The 24,203-nt window shown below is 67.3% G+C and carries 22 protein-coding genes; 15 read left to right on the forward strand and 7 right to left on the reverse strand.

The genetic code is table 11. The annotated features are described in order from the left end of the window. Positions 1-406: 406 nt before the first annotated feature. The 3 genes from hemA to ispG all read left to right on the forward strand — a co-directional run bounded on the left by hemA (position 407) and on the right by ispG (position 4,168). Positions 407-1,630, forward strand: a complete 1,224-nt coding sequence (gene hemA / locus DQ229_RS15715) for a 5-aminolevulinate synthase (protein WP_114967218.1) — start codon at positions 407-409, stop codon at positions 1,628-1,630. A gap of 115 nt (positions 1,631-1,745) precedes the next feature. Then, on the forward strand, positions 1,746-2,957 hold the full coding sequence (locus tag DQ229_RS15720) for a helix-turn-helix domain-containing protein (RefSeq protein ID WP_114967219.1): 1,212 nt from the start codon (positions 1,746-1,748) through the stop codon (positions 2,955-2,957). Between the two features lie 80 nt (positions 2,958-3,037). Continuing rightward, positions 3,038-4,168: a flavodoxin-dependent (E)-4-hydroxy-3-methylbut-2-enyl-diphosphate synthase gene (ispG, locus tag DQ229_RS15725; RefSeq protein ID WP_114967220.1), complete on the forward strand. Its 1,131-nt coding sequence runs from the start codon at positions 3,038-3,040 to the stop codon at positions 4,166-4,168. A 30-nt stretch (positions 4,169-4,198) separates the two neighbouring features. On the opposite strand, the gene DQ229_RS16940 is transcribed toward ispG, so the two are convergent. Both DQ229_RS16940 and DQ229_RS15730 read right to left on the reverse strand, forming a co-directional pair. After that, positions 4,199-4,324, reverse strand: a complete 126-nt coding sequence (locus tag DQ229_RS16940; protein ID WP_274378858.1) for a hypothetical protein — start codon at positions 4,322-4,324, stop codon at positions 4,199-4,201. Between the two features lie 447 nt (positions 4,325-4,771). Next, positions 4,772-5,017: a DUF1127 domain-containing protein gene (locus DQ229_RS15730; protein ID WP_114967221.1), complete on the reverse strand. Its 246-nt coding sequence runs from the start codon at positions 5,015-5,017 to the stop codon at positions 4,772-4,774. A 271-nt stretch (positions 5,018-5,288) separates the two neighbouring features. Between DQ229_RS15730 and DQ229_RS15735 the strand changes: the two genes are divergently transcribed. The 8 genes from DQ229_RS15735 to mraY all read left to right on the forward strand — a co-directional run bounded on the left by DQ229_RS15735 (position 5,289) and on the right by mraY (position 14,820). Continuing rightward, positions 5,289-6,392, forward strand: coding sequence for an Mrp/NBP35 family ATP-binding protein (locus tag DQ229_RS15735; RefSeq protein ID WP_114967222.1), 1,104 nt, complete (start codon positions 5,289-5,291; stop codon positions 6,390-6,392). Between the two features lie 634 nt (positions 6,393-7,026). Further along, entirely contained in the window at positions 7,027-7,533 is a 507-nt protein-coding gene (gene mraZ / locus DQ229_RS15740; RefSeq protein ID WP_114967223.1) for a division/cell wall cluster transcriptional repressor MraZ, read from the forward strand. Then, positions 7,533-8,531, forward strand: a complete 999-nt coding sequence (gene rsmH / locus DQ229_RS15745; protein WP_114967224.1) for a 16S rRNA (cytosine(1402)-N(4))-methyltransferase RsmH — start codon at positions 7,533-7,535, stop codon at positions 8,529-8,531. The genes mraZ and rsmH overlap by 1 nt, the downstream gene beginning before the upstream one ends. Then, positions 8,531-8,887, forward strand: a complete 357-nt coding sequence (ftsL, locus tag DQ229_RS15750; RefSeq protein ID WP_114967225.1) for a cell division protein FtsL — start codon at positions 8,531-8,533, stop codon at positions 8,885-8,887. Before rsmH ends, ftsL begins: the two co-directional genes overlap by 1 nt. Continuing rightward, complete coding sequence (locus DQ229_RS15755; RefSeq protein ID WP_114967226.1) at positions 8,884-10,686, forward strand: peptidoglycan D,D-transpeptidase FtsI family protein; 1,803 nt, start codon at positions 8,884-8,886, stop codon at positions 10,684-10,686. The genes ftsL and DQ229_RS15755 overlap by 4 nt, the downstream gene beginning before the upstream one ends. A 30-nt stretch (positions 10,687-10,716) precedes the next feature. Next, positions 10,717-12,225, forward strand: coding sequence for a UDP-N-acetylmuramoyl-L-alanyl-D-glutamate--2,6-diaminopimelate ligase (locus DQ229_RS15760; RefSeq protein ID WP_114967227.1), 1,509 nt, complete (start codon positions 10,717-10,719; stop codon positions 12,223-12,225). Next, a complete protein-coding gene (locus tag DQ229_RS15765; protein ID WP_114967228.1) occupies positions 12,222-13,718 on the forward strand; it encodes a UDP-N-acetylmuramoyl-tripeptide--D-alanyl-D-alanine ligase in 1,497 nt (498 codons plus the stop codon). Before DQ229_RS15760 ends, DQ229_RS15765 begins: the two co-directional genes overlap by 4 nt. A gap of 16 nt (positions 13,719-13,734) precedes the next feature. After that, positions 13,735-14,820 (forward strand): phospho-N-acetylmuramoyl-pentapeptide-transferase, encoded by a 1,086-nt coding sequence (gene mraY / locus DQ229_RS15770; protein WP_114967229.1) that lies wholly within the window; start codon positions 13,735-13,737, stop codon positions 14,818-14,820. Positions 14,821-15,152: 332 nt separating this feature from the next. On the opposite strand, the gene DQ229_RS15775 is transcribed toward mraY, so the two are convergent. From DQ229_RS15775 to DQ229_RS15790, 4 genes are all read right to left on the reverse strand, one after another. After that, positions 15,153-16,232, reverse strand: a complete 1,080-nt coding sequence (locus DQ229_RS15775) for a 5-(carboxyamino)imidazole ribonucleotide synthase (RefSeq protein WP_114967230.1) — start codon at positions 16,230-16,232, stop codon at positions 15,153-15,155. After that, positions 16,225-16,713, reverse strand: a complete 489-nt coding sequence (purE, locus tag DQ229_RS15780) for a 5-(carboxyamino)imidazole ribonucleotide mutase (RefSeq protein ID WP_114967231.1) — start codon at positions 16,711-16,713, stop codon at positions 16,225-16,227. The genes DQ229_RS15775 and purE overlap by 8 nt, the downstream gene beginning before the upstream one ends. Positions 16,714-16,814: 101 nt before the next feature. Then, positions 16,815-17,033 carry a YdcH family protein gene (locus DQ229_RS15785; RefSeq protein ID WP_114967255.1) on the reverse strand — a complete coding sequence of 73 codons (219 nt, stop codon included), beginning with the start codon at positions 17,031-17,033 and terminating at the stop codon, positions 16,815-16,817. 76 nt (positions 17,034-17,109) lie between these two features. Further along, complete coding sequence (locus DQ229_RS15790; RefSeq protein ID WP_114967232.1) at positions 17,110-18,117, reverse strand: pseudouridine synthase; 1,008 nt, start codon at positions 18,115-18,117, stop codon at positions 17,110-17,112. A gap of 277 nt (positions 18,118-18,394) precedes the next feature. Here DQ229_RS15790 and DQ229_RS15795 point away from each other — a divergent pair, with 277 nt between their 5' ends. From DQ229_RS15795 to doeB, 4 genes are all read left to right on the forward strand, one after another. Continuing rightward, complete coding sequence (locus tag DQ229_RS15795) at positions 18,395-18,889, forward strand: Lrp/AsnC family transcriptional regulator (protein WP_238381163.1); 495 nt, start codon at positions 18,395-18,397, stop codon at positions 18,887-18,889. Positions 18,890-19,052: 163 nt separating this feature from the next. Beyond that, on the forward strand, positions 19,053-20,429 hold the full coding sequence (locus DQ229_RS15800; protein WP_114967234.1) for an aspartate aminotransferase family protein: 1,377 nt from the start codon (positions 19,053-19,055) through the stop codon (positions 20,427-20,429). A 90-nt stretch (positions 20,430-20,519) separates the two neighbouring features. Next, entirely contained in the window at positions 20,520-21,704 is a 1,185-nt protein-coding gene (gene doeA, locus DQ229_RS15805; protein WP_114967235.1) for an ectoine hydrolase DoeA, read from the forward strand. 5 nt (positions 21,705-21,709) lie between these two features. Then, positions 21,710-22,699 (forward strand): N(2)-acetyl-L-2,4-diaminobutanoate deacetylase DoeB, encoded by a 990-nt coding sequence (gene doeB, locus DQ229_RS15810; RefSeq protein WP_114967236.1) that lies wholly within the window; start codon positions 21,710-21,712, stop codon positions 22,697-22,699. Between the two features lie 282 nt (positions 22,700-22,981). Here doeB and DQ229_RS15815 read toward each other — a convergent pair whose 3' ends face one another. Next, positions 22,982-24,073, reverse strand: a complete 1,092-nt coding sequence (locus DQ229_RS15815; RefSeq protein WP_114967237.1) for a glycosyltransferase family 2 protein — start codon at positions 24,071-24,073, stop codon at positions 22,982-22,984. Between the last annotated feature and the right edge of the window lie 130 nt (positions 24,074-24,203).

Consider the following 24,203-nt stretch of genomic DNA (forward strand, 5'->3'; position numbering starts at 1 on the left):
ACGTAAAGACAAGGAACAGTTTCCCGCTTGCGCATGATCCGGGAACCTTCTTCAGCAGCCTGCTAAGTGCCTGCCCGCGCGCTCCTGGCCGGCGGGGGCCTGCGGCGCGGATATTTTTTTCACAGTGAAGGGATGGGGCGCGCCTTGGAATTCACTGTGTGGAAATATCCTTGCCGAAGGCACCGGTGCGGCGCAGCCGCACCGAAGACCGGCGTTTCTGCCGTATCGCGAGGGCGTTTGTGGGGATGTGCCCTGTTGCCCGCGCAAGAGCAGCGAGGAGGGCGAAGTTCGCGGAGAGGCTGCTGCGCCGCAAGGTCGCATCAATACTTGCGATGTAACCCTTTCTGTCTGCGCGTGGAATGGCTATAAGGTAGGCATACCCAGCCGGAAAGCCCGGGAGAGAGCCTTGGATTATTCGCACGCCGTCGATGCCGCCATTCAGCGGCTGCATGATGAAGGTCGTTACCGCACCTTCATCGACATCGAGCGCAAGCGCGGCCAGTTTCCGCGCGCCGTGTGGCGCCGCCCTGACGGCACCGAGCAGGATATCGTGGTCTGGTGTGGCAATGATTATCTGGGAATGGGGCAGCATCCGGTCGTTCTGGAGGCGATGCACGAGGCGCTGGACACGACCGGCGCGGGCTCGGGAGGGACGCGCAACATCTCGGGCACCACGGTCTATCACAAGGCGCTGGAGGCCGAGCTTGCCGATCTGCACGGCAAGGAGGCGGCGCTGCTGTTCACCTCGGCCTATATCGCCAATGACGCGACGCTTTCGACGCTGCCGCAAATATTCCGCGACCTGGTGATCGTCTCGGATGAGTTGAACCATGCCTCGATGATTCAGGGCATCCGGCACGGCCGCTGCGAAAAGCACATCTTCCGCCACAACGACCTGGCGCATTTGCGCGAGATTCTGGAAGGCATCCGCCCGGGGCGGCCGATCCTGATCGCGTTCGAGTCGATCTACTCGATGGATGGCGATTTCGGCCCCATCGCCGAGATCTGCGATCTGGCGGATGAATTCGGCGCGCTGACCTATATCGACGAGGTGCACGCGGTGGGCATGTATGGCCCGCGCGGCGCCGGCATGTGCGAGCGTGATCGCCTGATGCACCGCATCGACATCATCAACGGCACGCTGGGCAAGGCCTTCGGCGTGATGGGCGGCTATATCGCCACCAGCGCGAAAATGGCCGATGCGATCCGCTCCTATGCGCCTGGCTTCATCTTCACCACATCGCTGCCGCCGGTGGTGGCCGCCGGCGCAGCGGCCTCGGTGCGGCATCTCAAGGGGGATCATGCGCTGCGCGAGCAGCACCAGGCCCAGGCGGCTGCGCTGAAGCTGCGTCTCAAGGGGCTGGGGCTGCCGCTGGTCGATCACGGCAGCCATATTGTGCCGGTGATCGTGGGCGACCCGGTGCATTGCAAGATGCTGTCCGACCGATTGCTGAGCGATTTCGGCATCTATGTGCAGCCGATCAATTTCCCCACCGTGCCGCGCGGAACCGAGCGGCTGCGCTTTACGCCCTCGCCGGTGCATGACGCCAGGATGACACAGCATCTTGTCTCGGCGCTTGACGAACTCTGGTCATATTGTGCGCTGAATCGTGCCGAGCTTTCTGCCTGACGATGAAACGGGTTTAAAAAAAATAGCCTTGTGGTAACCTTGCCGCTATATGAGCGATGCGGCGAATCCCCTGGGCGGATGCCGTCACAGAAGCTGAAAGCAAGGGGCAGGGCGGATGATCGGACGAAGGGAAACTCCTTCGACCCAGAAATCGGAAAAACCTCGGGGGTTTGACGATTACGACCTGCGCCTCGGCGATCTGATGCGGGGTGAGCGGGCGACCATCGGCAAGTCGCTCCTTGATGTCCAGCGCGAACTCAAGATCAAGGCGACCTATATCGCAGCCATCGAAAACTGCGATGTCGCCGCGTTCGAGACCCCGGGCTTCATCGCTGGCTATGTGCGGTCCTATGCCCGCTATCTGGGGATGGACCCGGAATGGGCCTATCAGCGCTTTTGTGAAGAGGCCGATTTCAGTGTCGTGCACGGCATGGCGGCCGAGGCCCTGCGCCGCACCCCCGCGCCGGAACGCAAGGCACCGCCGCGCGCGCAGGAGCCGCGCGATCCGCTGGCGGCGGGCACCTTCATCCCCAAGGTGGATCCCTGGTACGGCCGGATCGAACCGGGCGCCGTCGGCTCCTTGGCGGTGCTGCTGGTGCTGATCGGGGCCATCGGCTACGGTGGCTGGTCGGTCTTTCAGGAGGTGCAGCGCGTGCAGCTCGCCCCGGTTGACGAGGCTCCTGGCGTGCTGGCCGATCTAGACCCGATCGGCGGCGCCGTGCTGGATGGGCTGCCCGAGGCGCCCTCCTCCGGTGTGGCGATGGGTGGCGGTGACGCGCTCAACCGGCTTTATCGGCCGCCCGCGCTCGATGCGCCGGTGATGGTGGCGCGTGACGGGCCGATTTCGGCCATCGATCCCCGCCGCAGCGAAGGCGCCTTTGCCCGGCGTTCGGCCGGCAACCAGATTGACGACGAGGCCGAGCGCATCGCCGCCGAGGTTGCTGCCCGTGCCAGCGGCGAAGGGGATACTGTTCAGGTTGTCGAGGCGGGCCCGCCGCAGGTCGAGCTTCTGGCGGTGCGCCCCTCCTGGGTGCGGGTGCGCGCGGCGGATGGCACAGTGCTGTTCGAACAGATTCTCGATGCGGGCGAACGCTATGAAGTGGCGCAAACCGAAGAACCGGCGCGCCTGCGGGCGGGCAACTCCGGCTCGGTCTATTTCGTGGTCAATGGCGAAACCTTCGGCCCCGCGGCACCGGGTGCGAATATCGCCGATAATATCGCGCTTTCGGCCGAGGCGCTGCGCGACGGCTTCGCGCTGGCCGATCTGGGGCGTGACCCCGACCTTGCGCGTATGGTCGATGTGGCCGAGGCCGGCGGCGGCAACTGACCCGCCTGCAATGCGGCGGTTGCCGCCCCGCGGCGCAAGCCCTATGTCTGGGTCAGTTCTTCCACCCGAGGCCCGTGTTCATGTCGCATAACCCCATCCGACCCTGGCGCAATATCGATCGCCGGAAATCCCGCCGGATCATGGTGGGGCCAGTGCCGGTGGGCGGCGATGCGCCGATCACCGTGCAGACCATGACCAATACCGACACCTCGGATGTGGCGGCCACCGTGGCCCAGATCACCCGCTGCGCCGAGGCGGGCGCGGACATCGTGCGCGTCTCCACCCCGGACGAGTCCAGCACGCGCGCCTTGCGCGAGATCGTGCGCGAAAGCCCGGTGCCGATCGTCGCCGACATTCATTTTCACTACAAACGCGCGATCGAGGCCGCCGAGGCCGGCGCCGCCTGCCTGCGCATCAACCCCGGCAATATCGGTGCGCCCGAGCGCGTGCGCGAGGTGATCAAGGCAGCCCGTGATCACGGCTGCTCGATCCGTATCGGTGTGAATGCCGGCAGTCTGGAGCGGCAGCTGCTGGAAAAATATGGCGAACCCTGCCCGGGGGCGATGGTCGAATCCGGGCTCGACCATATCCGCATCCTTCAGGAGAACGATTTTCACGAGTTCAAGATCAGCGTGAAGGCCTCGGACGTCTTTCTGGCGGCGGCGGCCTATCAGAGCCTCGCCGAAGCGACCGATGCGCCGATCCACCTGGGTATCACCGAAGCGGGCGGGCTGATGACCGGCACGATCAAGTCGGCCATCGGGCTGGGCAACCTGCTGTGGATGGGCATCGGCGACACGATCCGGGTGAGCCTGAGCGCCGACCCGGTGGAAGAGGTGAAAGTGGGGTATGAGATTCTCAAATCCCTGGGGCTGCGCCACCGCGGGGTCAACATCATCTCCTGCCCCTCCTGCGCGCGCCAGGGGTTCGACGTGATCAGGACCGTCGAGGCGCTGGAAGAGCGGCTTGCCCATATCAAGACCCCGATGAGCCTTTCTGTCATCGGCTGCGTGGTCAACGGCCCCGGCGAGGCACTTATGACCGATGTGGGCTTTACCGGCGGCGGCGCCGGTTCCGGCATGGTCTATCTGGCAGGCAAGCAAAGCCACAAGATGTCGAACGACCGGATGATCGACCACATCGTCGAACAGGTCGAACGCCGCGCTGCCGAGATCGAGGCCGAACAGGCAAAGGCGAAGGCGGCCGAGTAGGGTAGCGTCGCCTTGTCCTACTTGCGCCGGTTATCGGTGCGGCGCTGCCGCACCGATGCCTGCGGCGCGGATATTTTTCCACAGTGAATGCGTGCCGCGTTTCGCCATTTTGCGGAAGCGGTCAAACCGCTGCCACAGCCGGATCTTGTGAAACATCGAACTTTCCGGCGCGCCGCGCCCCTTCACTGTGAAGAAAATATCCGCGCCGCAGGCCCCCGCTGGCCAGAGGCGCGCGGACGGGGTCTCTTGTGGTGTGTGAAGCAGGGCGGAAAGCGCTGAGGCAAAAAAAACGGCGGCACCCGGGAGGAGGAGGGGGTGCCGCCGTCTTTTTCTGCGCGTGCCCCCAGGGAGGAGGAGGAGAGGAGCTTCGCGCATGTCATCCCGGCGCGTGGCCAGGACGGTGAGCGAGGACGCAGGGAGGAGGAGGCGCCTTCGCTCGTGTCAGCGATCGATCCCAGGGAGGAGGAGAAGGATCTTTCGCAGCTCTTTCAGGGCATCATGCGCCCTGTATCAAAGGGGCGGTGGCACGAGGGAGGAGGAGGAGACGTGCCACCGCCAATGACAGAAAACCCAGGGAGGAGGAGAGGGTTTTCTGTAACCTGTTCAATCCTTGAACGCCGCTTCCAACGCCACGCGGGTAATCATCGAGCGGGTGATTCCGATGTCGTCGAGTTCGCGCTGTGAAAGGCTGTTCAGCTCTTCGTAGGTCTCGGCGAAGACCCGATGGCGCCGCCAGCTGTCGGCGAGCCCCGCGAAGAAGGTAGCCACCGCACCGGCGGCGCGCAACAGGGCGGGCCGGGCGCTCGGGGCGCTGGTGTTGGCAAGGCGGGTGTCGTTCACATAGGTCATGGCGTTTCTCTGTCTTTTCGGTTGCTCGGGGTCCGATGGGTTGGCCGCCGCGCTTCGTTGGGATTGAAGATAGCCATTTGCTGCGCTTGCACAATCCCGAGAAGGTGCAATGCTGCCATGCGGCAAGTGCATGGCGACGCAGGGTCAATTGCCCGCGCCATGTGCAGCCTGCCCGGGAAATGGGCAGCTGCGTGCCGCCTTTGCCCTTGCCGTCGCCGGAGATTGGGCCGAAATAGCCCGAAGAGGCGAAACCAACTGTGGAGAAGCGGCCATGAGCCTGACGCGCGAGACGATTCTCGAAACCCTGGACAAGGTTGATCTGCCCGGGGGCGGGACACTTGTATCGCGCGATCTGGTGCGTGCGCTCACCATCGACGGGGGGGGCGTGCGTTTCGTGATCGAGGCCCCCAGCGCCGAAGAGGCGCGCGCGCTTGAAGCCGCGCGCGGCGACGCCGAGGCGCGGCTGCGTGCGCTTCCCGGTGTCGAGGCTGTCCAGGCGCTGCTGACTGCGCATGGTCCGGCCAAGCCCGCGCCCCAGGCCCGTCAGGCCCCGCCCAGGGGCGAGGAGGCGCCAAGCCTCAAGATCGGCCGCCATCCCACAGGTGACAACAGCGCCCAGAAGATCGCCGGGATCGACCGCATCATCGCCGTGGGTTCGGGCAAGGGCGGGGTGGGAAAATCGACCGTTTCGGCCAATCTGGCGGTGGCGCTGGCGCGGCAGGGGCGGCGCGTGGGCCTGCTCGATGCCGATATCTACGGCCCCTCGATCCCGCGGATGATGGGTGTGAACCGCCGCCCGGCCTCGCCCGATGGCAAGGTGATCCTGCCGTTGCACGCGCATGGCGTCACGTTGATGTCGATCGGCTTCATGCTGCCCGAGAACGAGGCGGTGATCTGGCGCGGCCCGATGCTTATGGGGGCATTGCAGCAGTTGCTGACGCAGGTGCGCTGGGGCGAGCTGGATGTGCTGATCGTCGACATGCCGCCGGGGACCGGCGATGTGCAGCTTACGCTTTGCCAGCGCACGCAACTGACCGGGGCGATCGTGGTCTCGACCCCGCAGGATGTGGCGCTGCTGGATGCGCGCAAGGCGTTGCATGCGTTCAAGACGCTCAAGACCCCGGTGCTGGGGCTGATCGAGAACATGTCCACCTATGTCTGCCCTGAATGCGGGCATGAGGCGCATCTGTTCGGCCATGGCGGTGTGCAGGCCGAGGCCGAGACGCTGGGCCTGCCGTTTCTGGGGGCGCTGCCGCTGAGCCTGGATGTGCGGGTTTCGGGCGATGCGGGCACGCCGGTGGCTGCCGGCGATGGCCCCGAGGCGGAAGCCTACGCGGCCCTGGCGCGGCGGCTGGTCGCGGGCGGGATGGCCTGAGCGGCCACCCCGGCGCGCAGCGAAGGCTGCCGGAGCCGCGTCCGGGATTTCATGGAACCAGCCCGATCACGCCCGAATCACGCGGCGCGCACGCCCCTGTGATTCGGGCGGATTCGCATGGAATTCCGTGAGATTCACCTGCGTAGTTGCTCTATCGGGTGTGTTTTTCGGGAAATGACGGGATATCCGGGCGGGGTCAGCCAGTGCGCGATATGTGGTGGCTGCCGCGCAGCGTGACGCTATACCTGCTAGTTTCCTGTGATATTTTATTGCGATGCGATGCCATCCTTTTGGTACTTCATTCCGGTTTTTGGCTTTGCGAGTGAACTTTTCCATTGATTACCATGAAATCCCGTGTCATCCCTGTATGCACGATGGGACGGGAAGAAGGGGCGAAAAGACCCCACAGGCACCCGAAGTCAGGTTTCATACAGGCTCCCCGATTTCATCGTGACGACAAGATCCGGCGCGCAAGCGAGCAGACATCCCCCCAGGTGGCGTGTGCAGTCGGGCAGCCCAGAAATGGGACGAGGGCGGCGGATTGGGCAGTGGCAGCAGCCCAATCCGCTGTTTTCATTCGCGGGGGGCGAAAAACGAATGACGAGGGCACAGGCTGGCGAGGAGCCGCAAGGCAGTGGCGCGCAGATTCAGAGGCGAATTTCACCAAAAGGTGGACAGCAAGGGCAGGGTGTCGATTCCGGCCCTGTTTCGCCGCGTGATCGAAGCCGCCGACCCTGACTGGACCGACGGCCAGCGCCCCAACCTGGTAATCGTCTATGGCGACCACCGCCGCAAATACCTTGAATGCTACACCATCGAGGCGATCGACGAGATCGACCGCCAGATCGACGAGCTGCCGCGCGGCTCGATCGAGCGCAAGATGCTGGAGCGGCTGTTTCACGGTCAATCCCACCCCACCCAGGTGGATGAAGACGGCCGCGTTGTCCTGCCGCAGAAACTGCGCGAGAAGATCGGGCTTGAGGGCGAGGCCTTTTTCATTGCCTCGGGCGATCGCTTTCACATCTGGCGGCCCGAGACCTACGAGGCCGAGGAAGTCGCCCGCACCGAGGCCTGGCTCGAGGAATTCCCCGAAGATTTCGATCCGCTTTCACTGTTGCCCGGGAAGAAGGAAACGCCCTGATGCCGGCGTCGCCCGACAGCGCCGCTTCTGCCCATGTTCCGGTTCTGCTTGGTCCGCTTCTGGCGGCGGTGGCGCCGGTGCGCGGGGTCTGGGTGGATGGCACGTTCGGCGCGGGCGGCTATGCGCGCGGGCTGCTTGAGGCCGGCGCGGATCAGGTGATCGGGATCGACCGTGATCCGTCGGTTTACGCGATGGCGCAGGCCTGGGCTGGTGAATACGGTGACCGCCTGCGCCTGGTCGAGGGCAATTTCGCCAATCTCGACCGGCTTGCCGGCGTGCCGGCGGATGGGGTCGTGCTGGATCTGGGCGTGTCTTCGATGCAGATCGACCAGGCCGAGCGGGGCTTTTCCTTTGCCAAGGACGGCCCGCTTGACATGCGTATGAGCGGGCAGGGCGACTCTGCGGCCGATCTGGTCAATTCCGCGCCCGAGGGGCAACTGGCCGATATCCTGTTTCATTACGGCGAAGAGCGTGCCTCGCGCCGGATCGCGCGGGCCATCTGCCGGGCACGCACCGAGGCGCCGATCACCCGGACTCTGCAACTGGCCGAGATCGTCGCGGCCTGCCTGCCGCGCCCCAAACCGGGGCAGATCCATCCAGCCACCCGCAGCTTTCAGGGGCTGCGCATCGCGGTGAACGATGAATTCGGCGCGCTTGTCGCGGGGCTCGAGGCGGCGGAACGCGCGCTCAGGCCCGAGGGCTGGCTGGCGGTCGTCACTTTTCATTCGCTGGAAGACCGGGTTGTCAAACGCTTCCTGCAGCAGCGTTCGGGCACCGGCCCCGGCACCAGTCGGTTTCAGCCCGAGCCCGAGGCCACCCGCCCCCGTTTCACCCTGCAACCCCGCCGCGCGATCGCGCCCGACGAGGAAGAGATCGCCGCCAACCCGCGTGCCCGGTCGGCCCGGCTGCGGGTGGCGCGACGCACCGATGCCCCTGCCGGCCCGGCCGACCGTGATGCGCTGGGCCTGCCGCAACTGCCACAGGAGAGACGCCGCTAATGCGTGGATTCGTCTATGTCATTACCGCTCTGGCGGTCATCGGGCTGGCCTTCTGGGCCTATCGCGAAACCCATCTTACCCAGCAATCGGTGGCCGAGATGCGCAGCCTTCATCGCGAGATCAGCTCCCTGCGCGAGGCGCTCGATGTGCAGCGCGCCGAATGGGCCTATCTCAACCGCCCGGCCCGGCTGCGCGACCTGGTGCACCTGAATTACGACGAGCTTGGCCTGATGCCCTTTTCGTCCGAACAGTTCGGCGAGATCGACCAGGTCGCCTATCCGCCGCCGCCGCCCGTTGCCTTGCGCCGCCCGATCGAAGTGATCGGCCAGCTTCATGCCGGGGAGGATGACGGATGATCCGCACCCCGCTGCGCCCGCTTGCCCGTATCCTGGATGCCCGCCGCCGGGGCGAGAACCCCGACGCGATCGAGCGCGAGAACCTGCGCCTGCGTAATGAACAGCGCCGCGACCGGGCGCGCGCCCGCGCCGAAGGGCGGCTTCTGGTGCTGGCTCTGGTGTTCTTCGGGGCCTTCGCGCTGGTCGGCGCGCGCATGGGGATCGAGGCCGCGAGCGAGCCGCGCGAGCCGCGCGTTGCCGCCAGTGCCGGCGCGGCGATCAGCGCGGGCCGCGCCGATATTGTTGATCGGCGCGGGCGGGTGCTGGCCACCAACCTCGTGACCCATTCGCTTTATGCCCAGCCGCCGCTGATGATCGACCCGCCCCGCGCCGCGCGCGAGCTGGCGGCGATCTTCCCCGACCTCAGCGAGGAAACCCTGCTGCGCCAGTTCACCACGCCGGGGCGCAAGTTCATGTGGCTCAAGCGGCGCATGTCGCCCGAGCAGATCCAGCAGGTGCATGAAATCGGCGATCCGGGCCTGTTGTTCGGCCCGCGCGAGATGCGGCTTTACCCCAACGGGCGGCTGGCCGCGCATGTGCTGGGCGGTGCAAGTTTCGGCCGCGAGGATGTGCGCGCGGCCGAGGTGATCGGCGTCGCCGGGGTCGAGCGCGCCTTCGATGCCGAACTGCGCGACCCGGCCGCCGCCGCGACGCCCTTGCGCTTGTCGCTCGATCTGACGGTGCAATCGGCCGCGCGCGAGGTGCTTGAAGGTGGTGTGCGTATGCTCAACGCCAAAGGGGGCACGGCGATCATCATGGATGCCCGCACCGGCGAGATCGTCACGCTGGTCTCACTGCCCGATTTCGACCCCAACGCGCGCCCGCTGCCGCTGGCCGAGGGCGACGCTGCCGACAGCCCGCTGTTCAACCGCGCGGTGCAGGGGGTCTATGAGCTCGGCTCGGTTTTCAAGGCCTTTGCGGTGGCGCAAGCGTTGGACGAGGGGCTGATTGACCTGGAGACGCCCATCGACACCCGCCAGCCGCTCACCTGGGGGCGCTTTCGCATCACCGATTACCGGCACCGGGGGAATTCGCAGCCGCTGTGGGAGGTGTTCGTGCACAGCTCCAACGTGGGCACCGCGCGGATCGCGCAGCAGATCGGTGCCGAGCGTCAGCGCGAATTCCTTGAAAAGCTGGGGCTTCTGGCGCCTGTCCCCGTGGAGTTGAGCGAGGCGCCCAGCGGTCGGCCGCTCGTGCCGCCGAACTGGTCCGAGCTTTCGACCATGACCATTTCCTATGGGCACGGGCTTTCCTCCAGCCCGCTGCATCTGGCCGCGGCCTATGCGCCGCTGGTCAATGGCGGCACCCGCGTCACGCCCACGCTGGTGCATCGCCCCCGCGCCGAGCCGGGGCCGCGCGTGATCTCGCCCGAGACATCGGCGGCGATGCGCAAGCTGATGCGCGGTGTGGTGACAGAGGGCACCGCCAGTTTCGCCGAGGTGGCCGGCTATGCCGTGGGAGGCAAGACCGGAACCGCCGACAAGCCGCGCGCACAGGGCCGCGGCTATGAAGAGGGCAAGGTGATCGCCACATTCGCCGGGGCCTTTCCCATGGATGACCCGAAATATGTTGTGGTGGTCACGCTGGACGAGCCGGTCGAAACCTCCGGCGCCGAGCCGCGCCGCACTGCGGGCTGGACGGCAGTGCCCGTGGCGGCCGAGATCATCCGCCGCACGGCACCGCTGCTGGGATTGCGGCCACAGATTGCGCGCCCCGCACCGGATGCGATAACACCCGTGCGCAGCAGCGCGCGTAACTGAGGCGCGCGAACCGGAAACGAAAGGGCAGGCATGGGCGGTGTCACCGATGGAAAACGGCCCCAGGGCGCGGTTTCGCTGGCCGATCTGGGCCTGACCGCGCGCGAGGGGGCCGAGGCCGCGATCACCGGCCTTGCCGTGGACAGTCGCGACGTCAAGCCCGGCCATCTGTTCGCCGCGCTGCCCGGCAACCGCTTTCACGGCGGCGGCTTCATCACTTATGCGTTGCGGATGCAGGCGGGCGCGGTGCTGACCGATGCCGAAGGCGCGTCGATGGCCGCCGACGAGCTGCGCGCGGCGCAGGTGCCGGTGATCGTGGCCGAAGATCCGCGCCAGGCGCTGGCCTATGCCGCGGCACTCTGGTTCGGCCGCCAGCCCGAGACCATGGTCGCCGTGACCGGCACCAACGGCAAGACCTCGGTCGCCAGCTTCACGCGCCAGATCTGGGTCGGGCTGGGCCATGCGGCGGCCAATCTGGGCACGACCGGCGTGGAAGGGGCCTTTTCCGCGCCGCTGGCCCATACCACGCCCGAGCCTGTCACCCTGCACCGCCTGCTGGCCGAGATGGCCGAGGCCGGCGTGACCCATGCCGCGATGGAGGCCTCCAGCCACGGGCTGGCGCAGCGCCGGCTCGACGGGGTGCGGCTGGCGGCGGCGGGATTTACCAACCTGTCGCAAGACCACCTGGATTATCACGCCGATCTTGACGATTACTTTGACGCCAAGGCCGGGCTGTTTACCCGGGTTCTGCCCGATGATGGCGCGGCGGTAATCAACCTCGACGATCCGCGGGGGCCCGAACTGGCCCGGCGCGCCACGGCGCGCGGCCAGCGAGTGATCGGCGTGGGCCGCGCCGAGGCCGCCGATCTGCGCCTGCTGGCGCAGCAGCCCGAACCCACCGGCCAGATCCTGCGTTGCGCCTGGCAGGGCGAGGTGTTTCAGCAAAGGCTTGCCCTGATCGGGGCGTTTCAGGCCGAGAATGTGCTGGTGGCCGCGGGCCTCGCCATCGCCACGGGCGAAGAGCCCGCGCGCGTGGCCGCGCAACTGCCCCGGCTGGAAGGCGTGCGCGGACGGATGCAGCATGTCGCCACCCGCGCCAATGGCGCGCCCGTGTTCGTCGATTACGCGCACACGCCCGCTGCGTTGGCGACCGCGCTGCAAAGCCTGCGCCCGCATGTGCTGGGCCGGCTGGTGGTGGTGTTCGGCGCCGGCGGCGACCGGGACCGCGCCAAACGCCCGATGATGGGCGCGGCCGCCGCCGAACATGCCGATATCATCTATGTCACTGATGACAACCCGCGCTCCGAGCCGCCCGGCGATATCCGCGCCGCCATCCTCGCCGCCTGCCCCGAGGCCCATGACGTGGGCGACCGGGCCGAGGCGATCTTGCGCGGTGTCGATGCGCTGGGTCCAGGCGATGCGCTGCTGATCGCCGGCAAGGGGCACGAGACGGGCCAGATCGTCGGCGGCACGGTCTACCCGTTCGACGATGCCGAACAGGCCAGCATCGCAGTCGCCGCGTTGAACGGGGCGCCACGATGACCGCGCTCTGGACAGCCGCGCAGGCCGCGACCGCAACCGGCGGGCAGGCGCAGGGCGACTGGTCGGCCACCGGCGTGTCGATCGACACGCGCAGCCTTGCCCCCGGCGATCTTTTCGTGGCGCTCAAGGCCGTGCGCGACGGGCATGACTTCGTGGCCGAGGCACTGAAGCGCGGGGCGGCCGCGGCGATGGTCAGCCACCGGCCCAAGGGCGTGTCCGAGGATGCGCCGCTCTTGATCGTGCCCGATGTGCTGGCCGGGCTCGAGGCGCTGGGCCGCGCCGGCCGGGCGCGCGCGTCCGCGCGGGTGATCGGCATCACCGGCTCGGTCGGCAAGACCTCGACCAAGGAGATGTTGCGCGTGATGCTGGCGCGGCAGGGCCGCGTCCATGCCGCCGAGGCCAGCTTCAACAACCATTGGGGCGTGCCGCTGACGCTGGCGCGGATGCCGGTCGATGCCGAGTACGCCCTGATCGAGATCGGCATGAACCACCCCGGCGAGATCGCGCCGCTGTCGCGCCTTGCCCGCCCGCATGTCGTGCTGATCACCACCGTCGCCGCCGCGCATCTCGAAGCGCTGGGCAGCCTTGAGGGCATCGCCCGCGAAAAGGCCACCATATGCGAGGGGCTGGTGCCCGGCGGCACGGCGGTCCTGCCCGCTGATCTGGAAACCACGCCGATCCTGATGCAGGCCGCGCGCCAGGCGGGGGCACGCATATGCACCTTCGGGCAGGGCGCGGCGGCGGATTTCCATCTCAGCGCGCTGCGCGACCTGCCCGAGGCTCTGGTCGCCGAAGCCCGGGCCGCGGGCGGGCAAGCGATCCTGTTCAAGCTGCCCGGCGCGGGGCGGCATTTCGCGATGAATGCGCTGGGCGCGCTGGCCGCAGTGCAGGCAGCGGGCGCCGATCTGGCGCTGGCGGCACTGGACCTGGCGGAATGGTCGCCGCCCGCGGGCCGGGGCCGGCGCGAATGGCTGTATCTCGACACCGCCGAGGAAGCGGGCTTTCTGCTGATCGACGATGCCTATAACGCCAACCCTGCCTCGCTCGGCGCCGCACTCGAGATGCTGGCGGGGCTGTCGCCGGGGCCGCGTTACCGGGCGGGGGCCGCGCCTGTGCAGGCGGCCACCGAACGTGCGCGCCGGCTTTCCGGCCAGCCCGCCGCGCCGCGTCCGGGGCGGCGCATCGCCATCCTGGGCGACATGCTCGAACTCGGCCCGGACGAGGCCGCGCAACATGCCGCCATTGCCACGCATCCCGCCCTTGCGCATGTGGATCTGGTGCATTGCGTCGGCCCGCGCATGACGCATCTGTGGCAGGCCCTGCCCGAGGCGCGGCGCGGGATGTGCGCCACGACGCCCGAGGCCCTGGCCGCACGCATTCACCGGCTGATATCCGCCGGAGATGTGGTTCTGGTGAAGGGATCCAAGGGCAGCCGCGTCGCGCGCGTGGTTGACGCGCTGCGCAATCTGGGCCAAGCGGCAGGCTCCGAATGACCGGGAGACGGATGGAATGCTTTTCTGGCTGAGCGAACTCGCCCAAGATGGCGGGGTTTTCAATCTCTTTCGCTACATCACCTTCCGGGCGGGCGCTGCCTTCTTTACCGCGCTGGTCTTCGGGTTTGTCTTTGGCCCGCCGCTGATCAACCTGCTGCGGCGGCGCCAGCGCAACGGCCAGCCGATCCGCGCCGACGGGCCGGAAAGCCACCTGACTTCCAAGGCCGGCACCCCCACCATGGGCGGCGTGCTGATCCTGGGGGCGCTGATGACGGCGACCCTGCTCTGGGCCAGGCTCGACAACCCCTATGTCTGGCTGGTGCTGCTGGTGACGGCGGGTTTCGGCCTGCTGGGTTTCGCCGACGATTACGCCAAGGTCAGCCAGGGCAACCACAAGGGCGTGCCGGGAAAGCTGCGGCTGGCGATCGGGCTGGTCATCGGGCTGGCGGCGGCGGTGGCTGCGATGTATCTGCACCCGCCCGCGCTTTCGGGCCAGCTTGCGGTGCCGGTGTTCAAGGATGTGCTGATCAACCTTGGCTGGTTTTTCGTGCCCTTCGCCGTCTTCGTGATCGTCGGTGCGGCCAATTCCGTGAACCTGACCGACGGGCTGGACGGGCTGGCGATCATGCCGGTGATGATCGCGGCGGCGGCGCTGGGAGTGATCGCCTACGCAGTGGGGCGGGTCGATTTTACCGAATATCTCGATGTGCATTATGTCCCCGGCACTGGCGAATTGCTGGTGTTCTGCGCTGCGCTCATCGGGGGGGGCTTGGGCTTTCTGTGGTATAACGCGCCCCCGGCTGCGGTGTTCATGGGCGATACTGGCAGCCTTGCGCTGGGCGGCGCGCTGGGCGCCATTGCCGTGGCCGCAAAGCACGAGATCGTGCTGGGTATCGTCGGCGGGCTGTTCGTGCTCGAGACGCTGAGCGTGATCATCCAGGTGATCTATTTCAAACGCACCGGCAAGCGCGTCTTCCTGATGGCGCCGATCCACCATCATTTCGAAAAGAAGGGCTGGGCCGAGCCGCAGATCGTGATCCGCTTCTGGATCATCTCGCTGATCCTTGCCGCCATCGGGCTGGCTACGCTCAAGGTGCGCTGAAGGCCGCGCCGCCGCTTGCTTCGCTTCCCGAAAGTGCGAGGCTGTCCTTCTTCTTGGTAAAAATATCCCCGCCGGAGGCCCTGGCGCGGAATAAAGGGCCGCAGGCCCGCCGCGCCATCGCCAGGCCGTCCCCGCGACCTGGCGATCTTGTGGATGCAGGCGCATGGCTAGCAGGTCATGCGGGTTTCGCGGGGATAAAGCGCCTCATTGCGCCGCCGGGGGAGCGCCATTCCGCGGCCTGTCGCTGCCCCGGCTCATCACCCGGCACGGGTGGGAATGGCACCTGCCTGCCGGCCAGATGGCGGCCCGGCCTTGCCACCTGGTGGCCCCGGTCAGGGCGTGCGTGCCCGCACCCGGTTCACATGGCCCATCTTGCGGCCCGGCCGCGCCTCGGCCTTGCCGTAGAGATGCAGGCTTGCGCCGCTTTCGCGGGCGATCTGCGGCACGCGGGTCACATCGTCGCCGATCAGATTTTCCATTTCGACATCTGTGTGCCGCCGCCCGTCCCCCAGCGGCCAGCCGGCAATTGCGCGGATATGCTGTTCGAACTGGTCCACCGCACAGCCCGATTGCGTCCAGTGGCCCGAATTGTGCACGCGGGGGGCGATCTCGTTCACCAAGAGCCCCTGCGCGGTGACGAACAACTCCACCCCCATCACCCCCACATAATCGAGCGCATTGAGGATCCGCCCGGCCAGCAGCACCGCATCGGTCTGCACTGTGGCGGGGATGGCGGCGGGCACGGTCGTGTGGCGCAGGATGCCGCCCTCGTGGCGGTTTTCGCCCGGGTCGAAACAGGCAACCTCGCCGCCGGTGCCGCGCGCGGCGATGACAGAAATCTCGCAGGTGAAATCCACGAACCCCTCCAGGATCGCGGGCGCGCCTGCCAGCGCGGCCAGCGCGGTGCCGGCCTCGTTTGCGGCCATGATCCGTGCCTGGCCCTTGCCGTCATAGCCCAGCCGCCGCGTCTTGAGGATCGCCGGGGGGGCGATACGCGCCAGTGCCGCCTTCAGGCTGCTGGCGTCCTCCACCGGGGCGAAGGGCGCCACCGTCAGCCCCAGCCCCTGAAGAAAGCGCTTTTCCTCAAGCCGGTCCTGGCTGATGGCCAGCGCGCGGCGATTGGGGCGGATCGGGCGCATCGCTTCAAGCGCGTCAAGCGCGGGCACCGGGATGTTCTCGAACTCGTAGGTGATCACGTCCACCCCGGCGGCGAAGGCCTCAAGTGCCGCGCTGTCATCGTAGCTGGCGGCGGTGTGGCGGGCGCAGACATGGGCGGCGGGGCAATCGGCGGCAGGCTCGAACACATGGCAGCGCAGCCCCAGCCGCGCCGCCGCCAGCGCGAGCATCCGGCCAAGCTGCCCGCCGCCGAGGATGCCGATGGTGCTGCCCGGCGCGAGCGGCGCATCACTCATCTCGCGGCTCCTCGGGGATCGAGGCGGAAAGCTCGGCGCGCCAGCGCTCCAGCCGTTCGGCCAGCGCCGGGTCTTCCAGCGCGAGGATCTGCGCGGCCATCAGCCCGGCATTGGCCGCGCCCGCCGCGCCGATCGCCATCGTGCCGACCGGGAAACCGCGTGGCATCTGGACGATGGAATAAAGGCTGTCCACTCCCGAAAGCGCGCGCGTCTGGATCGGCACGCCGATCACCGGCAGCCGGGTTTTCGAGGCCACCATGCCTGGCAGATGCGCCGCACCGCCCGCCCCGGCGATGATCACCTTCAGCCCGCGGCCCACCGCGCCCTTGCCATAGTCCCAAAGCCGGTCGGGCGTGCGATGCGCCGAGACGATGCGCCGCTCATGGGGCACGTCCAGCGCTTCGAGGATTTCGGCGGCCTCGCGCATGGTGGGCCAGTCCGACTGGCTGCCCATGATGAGTCCGACCCGGATATCAGTCATTGGCTGTATTCCCTTGCCGTTCCGTGCTGCGGCCATGCTGGGTGCGGTGCCCCGGCCGTTCGCCGCGCACTATAGACACAGGCGCTCGCGCGGCAAGGCACTCAGGCGATGATATCCGGGGTCAGTTCGTCTTCGATCCGGGAGATCTCGTCTTTCAGGCGCAGTTTCTTCTTCTTCAGACGCTGCAGGGTCAGCTGGTCCGAGGTGCCCTTGGCCTGAAGTGCGGCGATCGCGTCGTCCAGATCGCGGTGTTCGCGGCGCAGAACCTCGAGCTTGATGCGCAGGACGTCTTCGTGCTCCATCTCCATGGGGGCGTTCATCATACTCTCTTGCCTGACCGTGCGACTCATATTGCCGCGTGGCGCCAGACTAGCCGCTTTCCGGGTGGGCGCAAAGTTATCCCTTGCCGTCACGCGGGCCGCGCTTGGGCGATGTGGGCCGGCGGCTGCCGGCGCCAGCGGGCCCGCGTCGTGGGGCCGTGCCGGGGCCGTGGGGCTTGCCGGGCTTGCTGCCCCTTGCGCCGCCTGCGCCCATGGGCTGCCCGCTTTCGGCGTTGCGCCTGTTGCCCGGTTTGCCCAGCGGTTTGCCCGACGTTTTGGCTGCCGGTTTGCCCCGCCTGGCGGGCTTGCCCGTGGCAGGTGTCTCGGCGGGCGGCGCGGGCAGGTCGATGCCCGGCCTCTCGCCGATCTGTTCGCGCAGCACGCGCGGGCGCACCTCCTCGACAGCGCCGGCGTCCAGCTTGCCCAGCTGGAACGGCCCATAGGAGATGCGGATCAACCGGTTCACCACCAGCCCCACCGCTTCCATCGCGCGGCGCACCTCGCGGTTGCGCCCTTCGCGGATGCCCACGGTAAGCCAGGCGTTGGCGCCCTGCTGGCGGTCGATGCTGACCAGCATCGGCTGGAATTTCTCGCCCTCGACGGTGATGCCCTCGCGCAGGGGCGCGACGCTGGCCTCGTCGGGGGTGCCATTCACCCGCACGCGGTAGCGCCTGAGCCAGCCGGTCGAGGGCAGCTCAAGCGCCCGCTTGAGCGCGCCATCATTGGTCAGCAGCAGCAGCCCCTCGGAGTTGATGTCGAGCCGCCCCACCGGCATCACCCGCGGCAGCCCCTCGGGCAGGTTGTCGAACACCGTGGCGCGGCCCTTTTCGTCGCGGGCGCTGGTCACAAGACCCGTGGGCTTGTGATAGAGCCAGAGCCGCGCAGGCTCGGGCGCGGCCAGCGGCTTGCCATCGAGGGTGACCTTGTCGCGCGGCCCGACATTCAGCGCGGGGCTGTCGATCACGCGGCCATTCACGGCCACCCGCCCTTGCAGGATCATCGCCTCGGCGCCCCGGCGCGAGGCTGCACCGGCGCGGGCCAGAACCTTGGCGATGCGGTCGCCCTCGGGGGTCTTGTCGGTCATGGGCCAATTGCCTTTTCGGGTGGCGCGTGGGTCTCACCTTCCCTTTGGGCCATTATGGGCGCGGGACGCAAGGGCGGGATTCTGCGCAGGCGGTGCCGGGGCTGCCTGCCAAGGCTGGCTCGCGCCGCGCGGCCCGCACCCGGGTGAGGCAATGGCGTGGATGAGCGCCGGCCGTGTATCCATTGGCTCGATCCCGCAAACGCTTGCCCTTGGCGGGGTTTTGCGGTCTTTTCCGTTAGCGAAACGTAATTCATGATCCGCAAAAGGCCTCCAGATGTTGCGCCTCGATGACCGAGACCTGCTGATCCTCAAGGTTCTGGCCCGCGAGGGGCGGATCCCCAAGGCCGAGCTGGCCAAGCGGATCAACCTGTCCACCTCGCCCGCCTGGGAGCGGCTCAAACGGCTCGAGGCCTCGGGCATCATCGAAAGCTATCAGGCGCGGATCGCGCTCAAGGCCATCGCGCCGCATCTTGTCGTATTCGTCACGCTGGAGCTTGACCGCCACACGCCCGACAGTTTCCAGACATTCGAGTCCCGCGTCGCCGCCGAGCCGGAAATCACCGGCTGCTGGGCGCTTGGCGGGGGGTTCGACTATCTGATGCAGATCGTCACCCGCGATATCGACAGCTACCAGCGTTTCATGGAGGGGCTGTTGGCGGATGGCAAGGTTGCGCGCTATTACACCTATGTCGTGACCAAACCGGTCAAGGAAGGCGCGCCGCCCCCGCTTGACCAGTTGATGAAGGCCGCCGATCCAGGGGGCGAGGCCTGACCCCTGCGCGCCGGCCCTCTGGCCCCGCCAGCAACTTCTTCTGCGCCGCGTGCGGAATACAGAAACACAATCTTTCCCGCGCGGCCTATGCTGGCGCCGGCGGGCCGCCCCGGCCCGCCCGTTTTCATGCCATCGCGACAGCAGCCAGCAAGGAGGGGCGCCCATGCTCACCAACGATCAACTCGACCAATGGGATCGCGCGTATCTCCTTCATCCCTCGACCCACCTGGCGCAGCACGCGCGTGGCGATTCCCCCAGCCGGATCATCGCGGGCGGGTCGGGCGTGTTCATCGAGGATCGTGACGGCAACCGGCTGCTCGACGCTTTCGCCGGGCTTTATTGTGTCAATGTCGGCTATGGCCGCCCCGAGATCGCCGAGGCCATCGCCGAGCAGGCGCACAAGCTGGCTTATTACCACGCCTATGTGGGGCATGGCACCGAAGCCTCGATCACACTGGCCAAGATGATCCTGGATCGCGCGCCTGCCAACATGTCGAAAGTCTATTTCGGGCTGGGCGGATCGGATGCCAACGAAACCAACGTCAAGCTGGTCTGGTATGTCAACAACGTCCTCGGCCGGCCCGAAAAGCGCAAGATCATCTCGCGGTGGCGGGGCTATCACGGCTCGGGGCTGATTACCGGCTCGCTGACGGGGCTGAAGCTGTTTCACGACAAGTTTGGCCTGCCGATGGACGAGGTGATCCATACCGAGGCCCCCTATTACTTCCGCCGCCCGCGCCGCGACATGTCGGAGGCCGAGTTTTCCGCCCATTGCGCGGCCGAGCTTGAGGCCCTGATCGAGCGCGAGGGCGCCGACACCATCGGTGCCTTCATCGGCGAGCCGATCCTGGGAACGGGTGGCATCGTGCCCCCGCCCGCCGGCTATTGGGAGGCGATCCAGCCGATCCTACGCAAGCATGACATCCTGCTCATCGCCGACGAGGTCGTCACCGGCTTTGGCCGGCTGGGCACGATGATGGGCAGCACGCATTACGGGATCGAGCCCGACATCATCACCATCGCCAAGGGGCTGACCTCGGCCTATGCGCCGCTTTCGGGCTCGATCGTCAGCGAAAAGGTCTGGAAGGTGCTGGAAGAGGGCGCCGACAAGTTCGGCCCCTTCGGCCATGGCTGGACCTATTCGGCCCACCCGATCGGCGCGGCGGCTGGCGTGGCCAACCTCAAGCTGATCGACGATCTGGGCCTCGTCGAGAATGCCCGCGACACCGGCGCCTATTTCAACAAGGCGCTGCATGAGGCGCTGGGCGATCACCCCCATGTGGGCGATGTGCGCGGCGAGGGGCTGATGGCCGCCGTCGAACTGATGCGCGACCGCGAGGCGCACCGTTTCTTCGACGCGGAGGAAAAGGTCGCGCCGCGCATCGTCGCCGCGATGGCCGCGCGCGGCGTCATCGCCCGTGCCATGCCGCAGGGCGACATCATCGGCTTTGCGCCCCCCTTGTGCATCACCCGTGCCGAATGCGATCAGGTTGTTGCCGCAACCCTTGACGCGTTACAGGAAATCGGCGCAACGCTATAGGGGAGCCGGGATGCGCACGCTCACCCGGCGCCCCCTGTCTGTTGCGTTGAGGGGCCGCATCGCGCGGCCCCATTGGCGAGGATTCTTTGCGTGACCACCTGGAACCCGAATTTCACCGATGCCGAATACTGGGCCCGCATCGCCAAGACCCGCACCGAGATGGAAGGGCGCGGGATCGACCTGCTGGTTGTCACCGACCCATCCAACATGGCCTGGCTCACTGGCTATGACGGCTGGTCGTTCTATGTGCACCAGGCGGTGCTGCTGCCGATGGAGGGCGAGCCCATCTGGTGGGGCCGCGACATGGATGCCGCCGGTGCCCTGCGCACGGTGTTCATGAAGGAAACCGATTCAGTCGTCGGCTATGACGACAGCTATGTGCAGAACCCCCAGAAGCACCCGATGGAGGCGCTGGCCTACCAGATCATCGACCGGGGCTGGAACACCGGCTGGATCGGCGTCGAGATGGACAATTACTACTACTCGGCCGCGGCCCATCAGACGTTGGTCAATCACCTGCACGAGGCCCGGTTCGAGGATGCCACCGGCATGGTGAACTGGCAGCGCGCGGTCAAGTCCGACTCGGAGCTGGAATACATGCGCCGCGCCGCGCGGATCGTCGAGCGGATGCACGAGGTGATCGTGGAGCGGGCCGAGCCGGGCATGAAGAAAAACGAACTGGTCGCCGATATCTACCAGGCCGCGATCCAGGGCGCCGACGGGCATTGGGGCGATTATCCCGCCATCGTGCCGCTCACGCCCTCGGGGCTCGATGCCACAGCGCCGCATCTCACCTGGGATGACCGCACCCTGCGCCGGGGCGAGGCCAATTTCTTCGAAATCGCCGGCGCGCACCGGCGCTATCATTGCCCGCAGTCGCGCACGCTGTTCTTCGGCAAGCCGCCCGAACATTTCCTGCGCGCCGAGGAGGCGGTGCTCGAAGCCACTGAGGCCGGGCTGGAACGCGCTTATCCCGGCAACCGCTGCGAGGATGTCGCCAATGCCTTCAACGCCGCGCTCAACAAGGCCGGCTTCGAGAAAGACAGCCGCTGCGGCTATTCCATCGGGCTGAGCTATCCGCCCGACTGGGGCGAGCGCACCATGTCGTTCCGCCGCGGCGCGATGACCGAACTCAAGCCCGGCATGACCTTTCACTTCATGCCGGCGCTCTGGCTCGAGGATGGCGGGCTGGAGATCACCGAATCCATCACCATCACCGAACACGGCGCCGAATGCCTGTGCAACACCCCGCGCAAGATCTTCGTCAAGGACTGAGCCCCATGGCCGAGAGCCCGATCACGCCCACAATCCCGCTCGACCGGCCCGGCAAGCATCACGGGCACCTGCGCCTGCCGCATTCGCGCGATGACAGCGCCTGGGGCTCGGTGATGATCCCGATGTCGGTGATACGAGGGGGCGAGGGGCCGACGGCGCTGTTCATCGGCGGCAACCATGGCGACGAATATGAAGGCCCGATTGCACTGCATGACCTTGCGATCTCGCTTGAGCCGGAGGCGATCAGCGGGCGCGTCATCATCCTGCCCACGCTTAACCAGCCCGCCTTTCTGGCCGGGCGGCGCACCTCGCCGGTGGATGGCGGCAACCTCAACCGCAGCTTCCCCGGCCGCGCCGATGGCACGGTGACGCAGAAGATCGCGCATTTCGTGGCCACGCATCTGATCGGGCAGGCTGATATCGTGCTGGATTTCCACTCCGGCGGGCGCACGCTCGACTTCCTGCCCTTCGCCGCCTCGCATGTGTTGGCCGACAAGGCGCAGGAGGCCGCCTGCGCCGCCGCGGCCGAGGCTTTTGGCGCGCCCTGGACGATGAAGATGCTCGAAATCGACAATGTCGGCATGCTCGACACCGAGGCCGAGGCCCAGGGCAAGGTCTTTGTCACGACTGAGCTGCGCGGCGGCGGCACCGCAACCGCCGAAAGCGCAGGCATCGCCAAACGCGGCGCACGCAACCTGCTGCATCACGCCGGCATCCTGCCCGGCACGCCCACGCCCGGCCCGGGGCGGCGCCTGGAAATGCCCGAGGATTGCTTTCTCTTCGCCCAGCAGGAGGGGCTTTGCGAGTTCCTCGTCGATCTGGGCGAGCCCGTGCGGGCGGGTGAACCGGTGGCGCGGATCTGGCGCGCCAACCATTCGGGCAAGACCCCGATGATCTGCGAGGCTCCGCGCGACGGGATTCTGGCCGCCCGGCATTATCCCGGCCTTGTGCAGATCGGCGACTGCCTTGCCGTGGTGGCGGTGGAGCTGGGCTGAAAGGCCCGTATGCGTCGTGCCGGCCCGCGCCCGCCTCGGACGGGCGCATGCCCCCTGGTCGGAGCCGGACGAGTTCAATTCAACGCAACACGTCCCAGCGGGCAGGAGAAACGGCTCATACCAGATCTACCTGATCCGTTCGGCACCGTCGGCGGCGATGTCCCGCCCGTGCATAGCACGGGCAGCGCCCGTCCCGCCCCCGTACGGGGCGGGCGCTTCTCGCCCACCCCGTGGGGGCCGAGCGCCGCTCGTGCTTGCCGAAGTGATCAAGCGGAAATGGTATCATGTCTTGCGTCGTGTGGCCGGGGCCGGGCGCGCCGGCGGGGCAAATGCGCCGCTGCCCCGCGGGCCAGGAAAGGCGGGAATGCGGGGCGGGGGCGGCCGGCGCAGCCCGTGGCGCAGCCAGTGCGCGGCCATGTCCAGCAGCAGGCGGGGCGGATCGCGCCGGCGGCGGCCCGTCAGCACCATGCGCAGCCGCCACAGCAGCCCGCCTGCGATATGCGCCATCGTTGCGGCTGCCGCATAGGCGCGGCCATGATTGCGCAGGAAATAATAATGCCGCGAATCCAGCCAGTAGCCGGGTATCCGCTGTGTTCGTGTGTTTATGCCGGTCGAGACCGATCCGATATGCTCGACCCGGCTTTCGGGGCGGTAGCCAACTGCCCACCCGGCCGCCTGCGCGCGACGGCAGAGATCGGTCTCCTCGTAGTAGAGAAAGAAATTTTCGTCGAACAGCCCGGTGTCGTGCAGCGCCCGTGCCCGGATCATCAGGCTTGCCCCCTGCACCCAGTCAACCCGGCAGGGCGCAGACGGGACCCGGGGTGCCACCTTATGCCGTGCGAGCATCCAGCTGATCGGACGCAGCCGGGCTGCGCCCTCGAACTCGCTGACGATGGAGTGAAAGCGATAGGCTGTCCGGTGCGGGCGATCATCGGCACCACGTATGTAGCTTCCCGTCAGCCCGAGCGCGGGATCGGCCTGCATCGCGTCGAGCAGCTTGCGGATCGCATCGGGGTCGGGAAAGGCATCGGGGTTGAGCAGATAGATGTAATCGGGCTGTGTGCCATCGGGCAGGCCCGCCCGGATGCCAAGGTTGTTGCCCGCGCCGTAGCCGCCATTATGCGGCGCCGCGATCACGCGCACCCGGCCGCCGCGCGTCCAGCCCCTGCGCCCGGCTTCGGCGCTGATCTTCTCGAACGAGCCATCGCCCGAGGCGTTGTCGACGATCACAAGGCCGCCCGCGATGCCCTCCATCGCCTGCAGTGCGGCCTCGGCGGCGTGAAGTGTCATTTCGGCGGTTCGGTAATTCAGGATCACGCTCAGCAGCCGGGGGCCGGGGTCTTTACAAAGGGTGATGTCGGGGCGCCTGTTCATGCGGTGCCCTGCTGCCCTGGGGTGCCTGCTGCCGTTTTGCCTGCGCGATGTGTCATCATTCGATCCCTCCGGGGGTGCCCGGTCACACATAATACATTTCCCGCCGCGCCTGATCGCGACACCTGTCACC

Source organism: Alkalilacustris brevis, assembly GCF_003350345.1.
Lineage (GTDB): Bacteria > Pseudomonadota > Alphaproteobacteria > Rhodobacterales > Rhodobacteraceae > Alkalilacustris > Alkalilacustris brevis.

Coding starts and splice junctions, on each gene's coding strand:
- DQ229_RS15720 (WP_114967219.1), top strand. CDS start 1,746: ATGATCGGACGAAGGGAAACTCCTTCGACCCAGAAATCGGAAAAACCT.
- ispG (WP_114967220.1), top strand. CDS start 3,038: ATGTCGCATAACCCCATCCGACCCTGGCGCAATATCGATCGCCGGAAA.
- DQ229_RS16940 (WP_274378858.1), bottom strand. CDS start 4,324: ATGTTTCACAAGATCCGGCTGTGGCAGCGGTTTGACCGCTTCCGCAAA.
- DQ229_RS15730 (WP_114967221.1), bottom strand. CDS start 5,017: ATGACCTATGTGAACGACACCCGCCTTGCCAACACCAGCGCCCCGAGC.
- DQ229_RS15735 (WP_114967222.1), top strand. CDS start 5,289: ATGAGCCTGACGCGCGAGACGATTCTCGAAACCCTGGACAAGGTTGAT.
- rsmH (WP_114967224.1), top strand. CDS start 7,533: ATGCCGGCGTCGCCCGACAGCGCCGCTTCTGCCCATGTTCCGGTTCTG.
- ftsL (WP_114967225.1), top strand. CDS start 8,531: ATGCGTGGATTCGTCTATGTCATTACCGCTCTGGCGGTCATCGGGCTG.
- DQ229_RS15755 (WP_114967226.1), top strand. CDS start 8,884: ATGATCCGCACCCCGCTGCGCCCGCTTGCCCGTATCCTGGATGCCCGC.
- DQ229_RS15760 (WP_114967227.1), top strand. CDS start 10,717: ATGGGCGGTGTCACCGATGGAAAACGGCCCCAGGGCGCGGTTTCGCTG.
- DQ229_RS15765 (WP_114967228.1), top strand. CDS start 12,222: ATGACCGCGCTCTGGACAGCCGCGCAGGCCGCGACCGCAACCGGCGGG.
- mraY (WP_114967229.1), top strand. CDS start 13,735: ATGCTTTTCTGGCTGAGCGAACTCGCCCAAGATGGCGGGGTTTTCAAT.
- DQ229_RS15775 (WP_114967230.1), bottom strand. CDS start 16,232: ATGAGTGATGCGCCGCTCGCGCCGGGCAGCACCATCGGCATCCTCGGC.
- purE (WP_114967231.1), bottom strand. CDS start 16,713: ATGACTGATATCCGGGTCGGACTCATCATGGGCAGCCAGTCGGACTGG.
- DQ229_RS15785 (WP_114967255.1), bottom strand. CDS start 17,033: ATGAACGCCCCCATGGAGATGGAGCACGAAGACGTCCTGCGCATCAAG.
- DQ229_RS15790 (WP_114967232.1), bottom strand. CDS start 18,117: ATGACCGACAAGACCCCCGAGGGCGACCGCATCGCCAAGGTTCTGGCC.
- DQ229_RS15800 (WP_114967234.1), top strand. CDS start 19,053: ATGCTCACCAACGATCAACTCGACCAATGGGATCGCGCGTATCTCCTT.
- doeB (WP_114967236.1), top strand. CDS start 21,710: ATGGCCGAGAGCCCGATCACGCCCACAATCCCGCTCGACCGGCCCGGC.
- DQ229_RS15815 (WP_114967237.1), bottom strand. CDS start 24,073: ATGAACAGGCGCCCCGACATCACCCTTTGTAAAGACCCCGGCCCCCGG.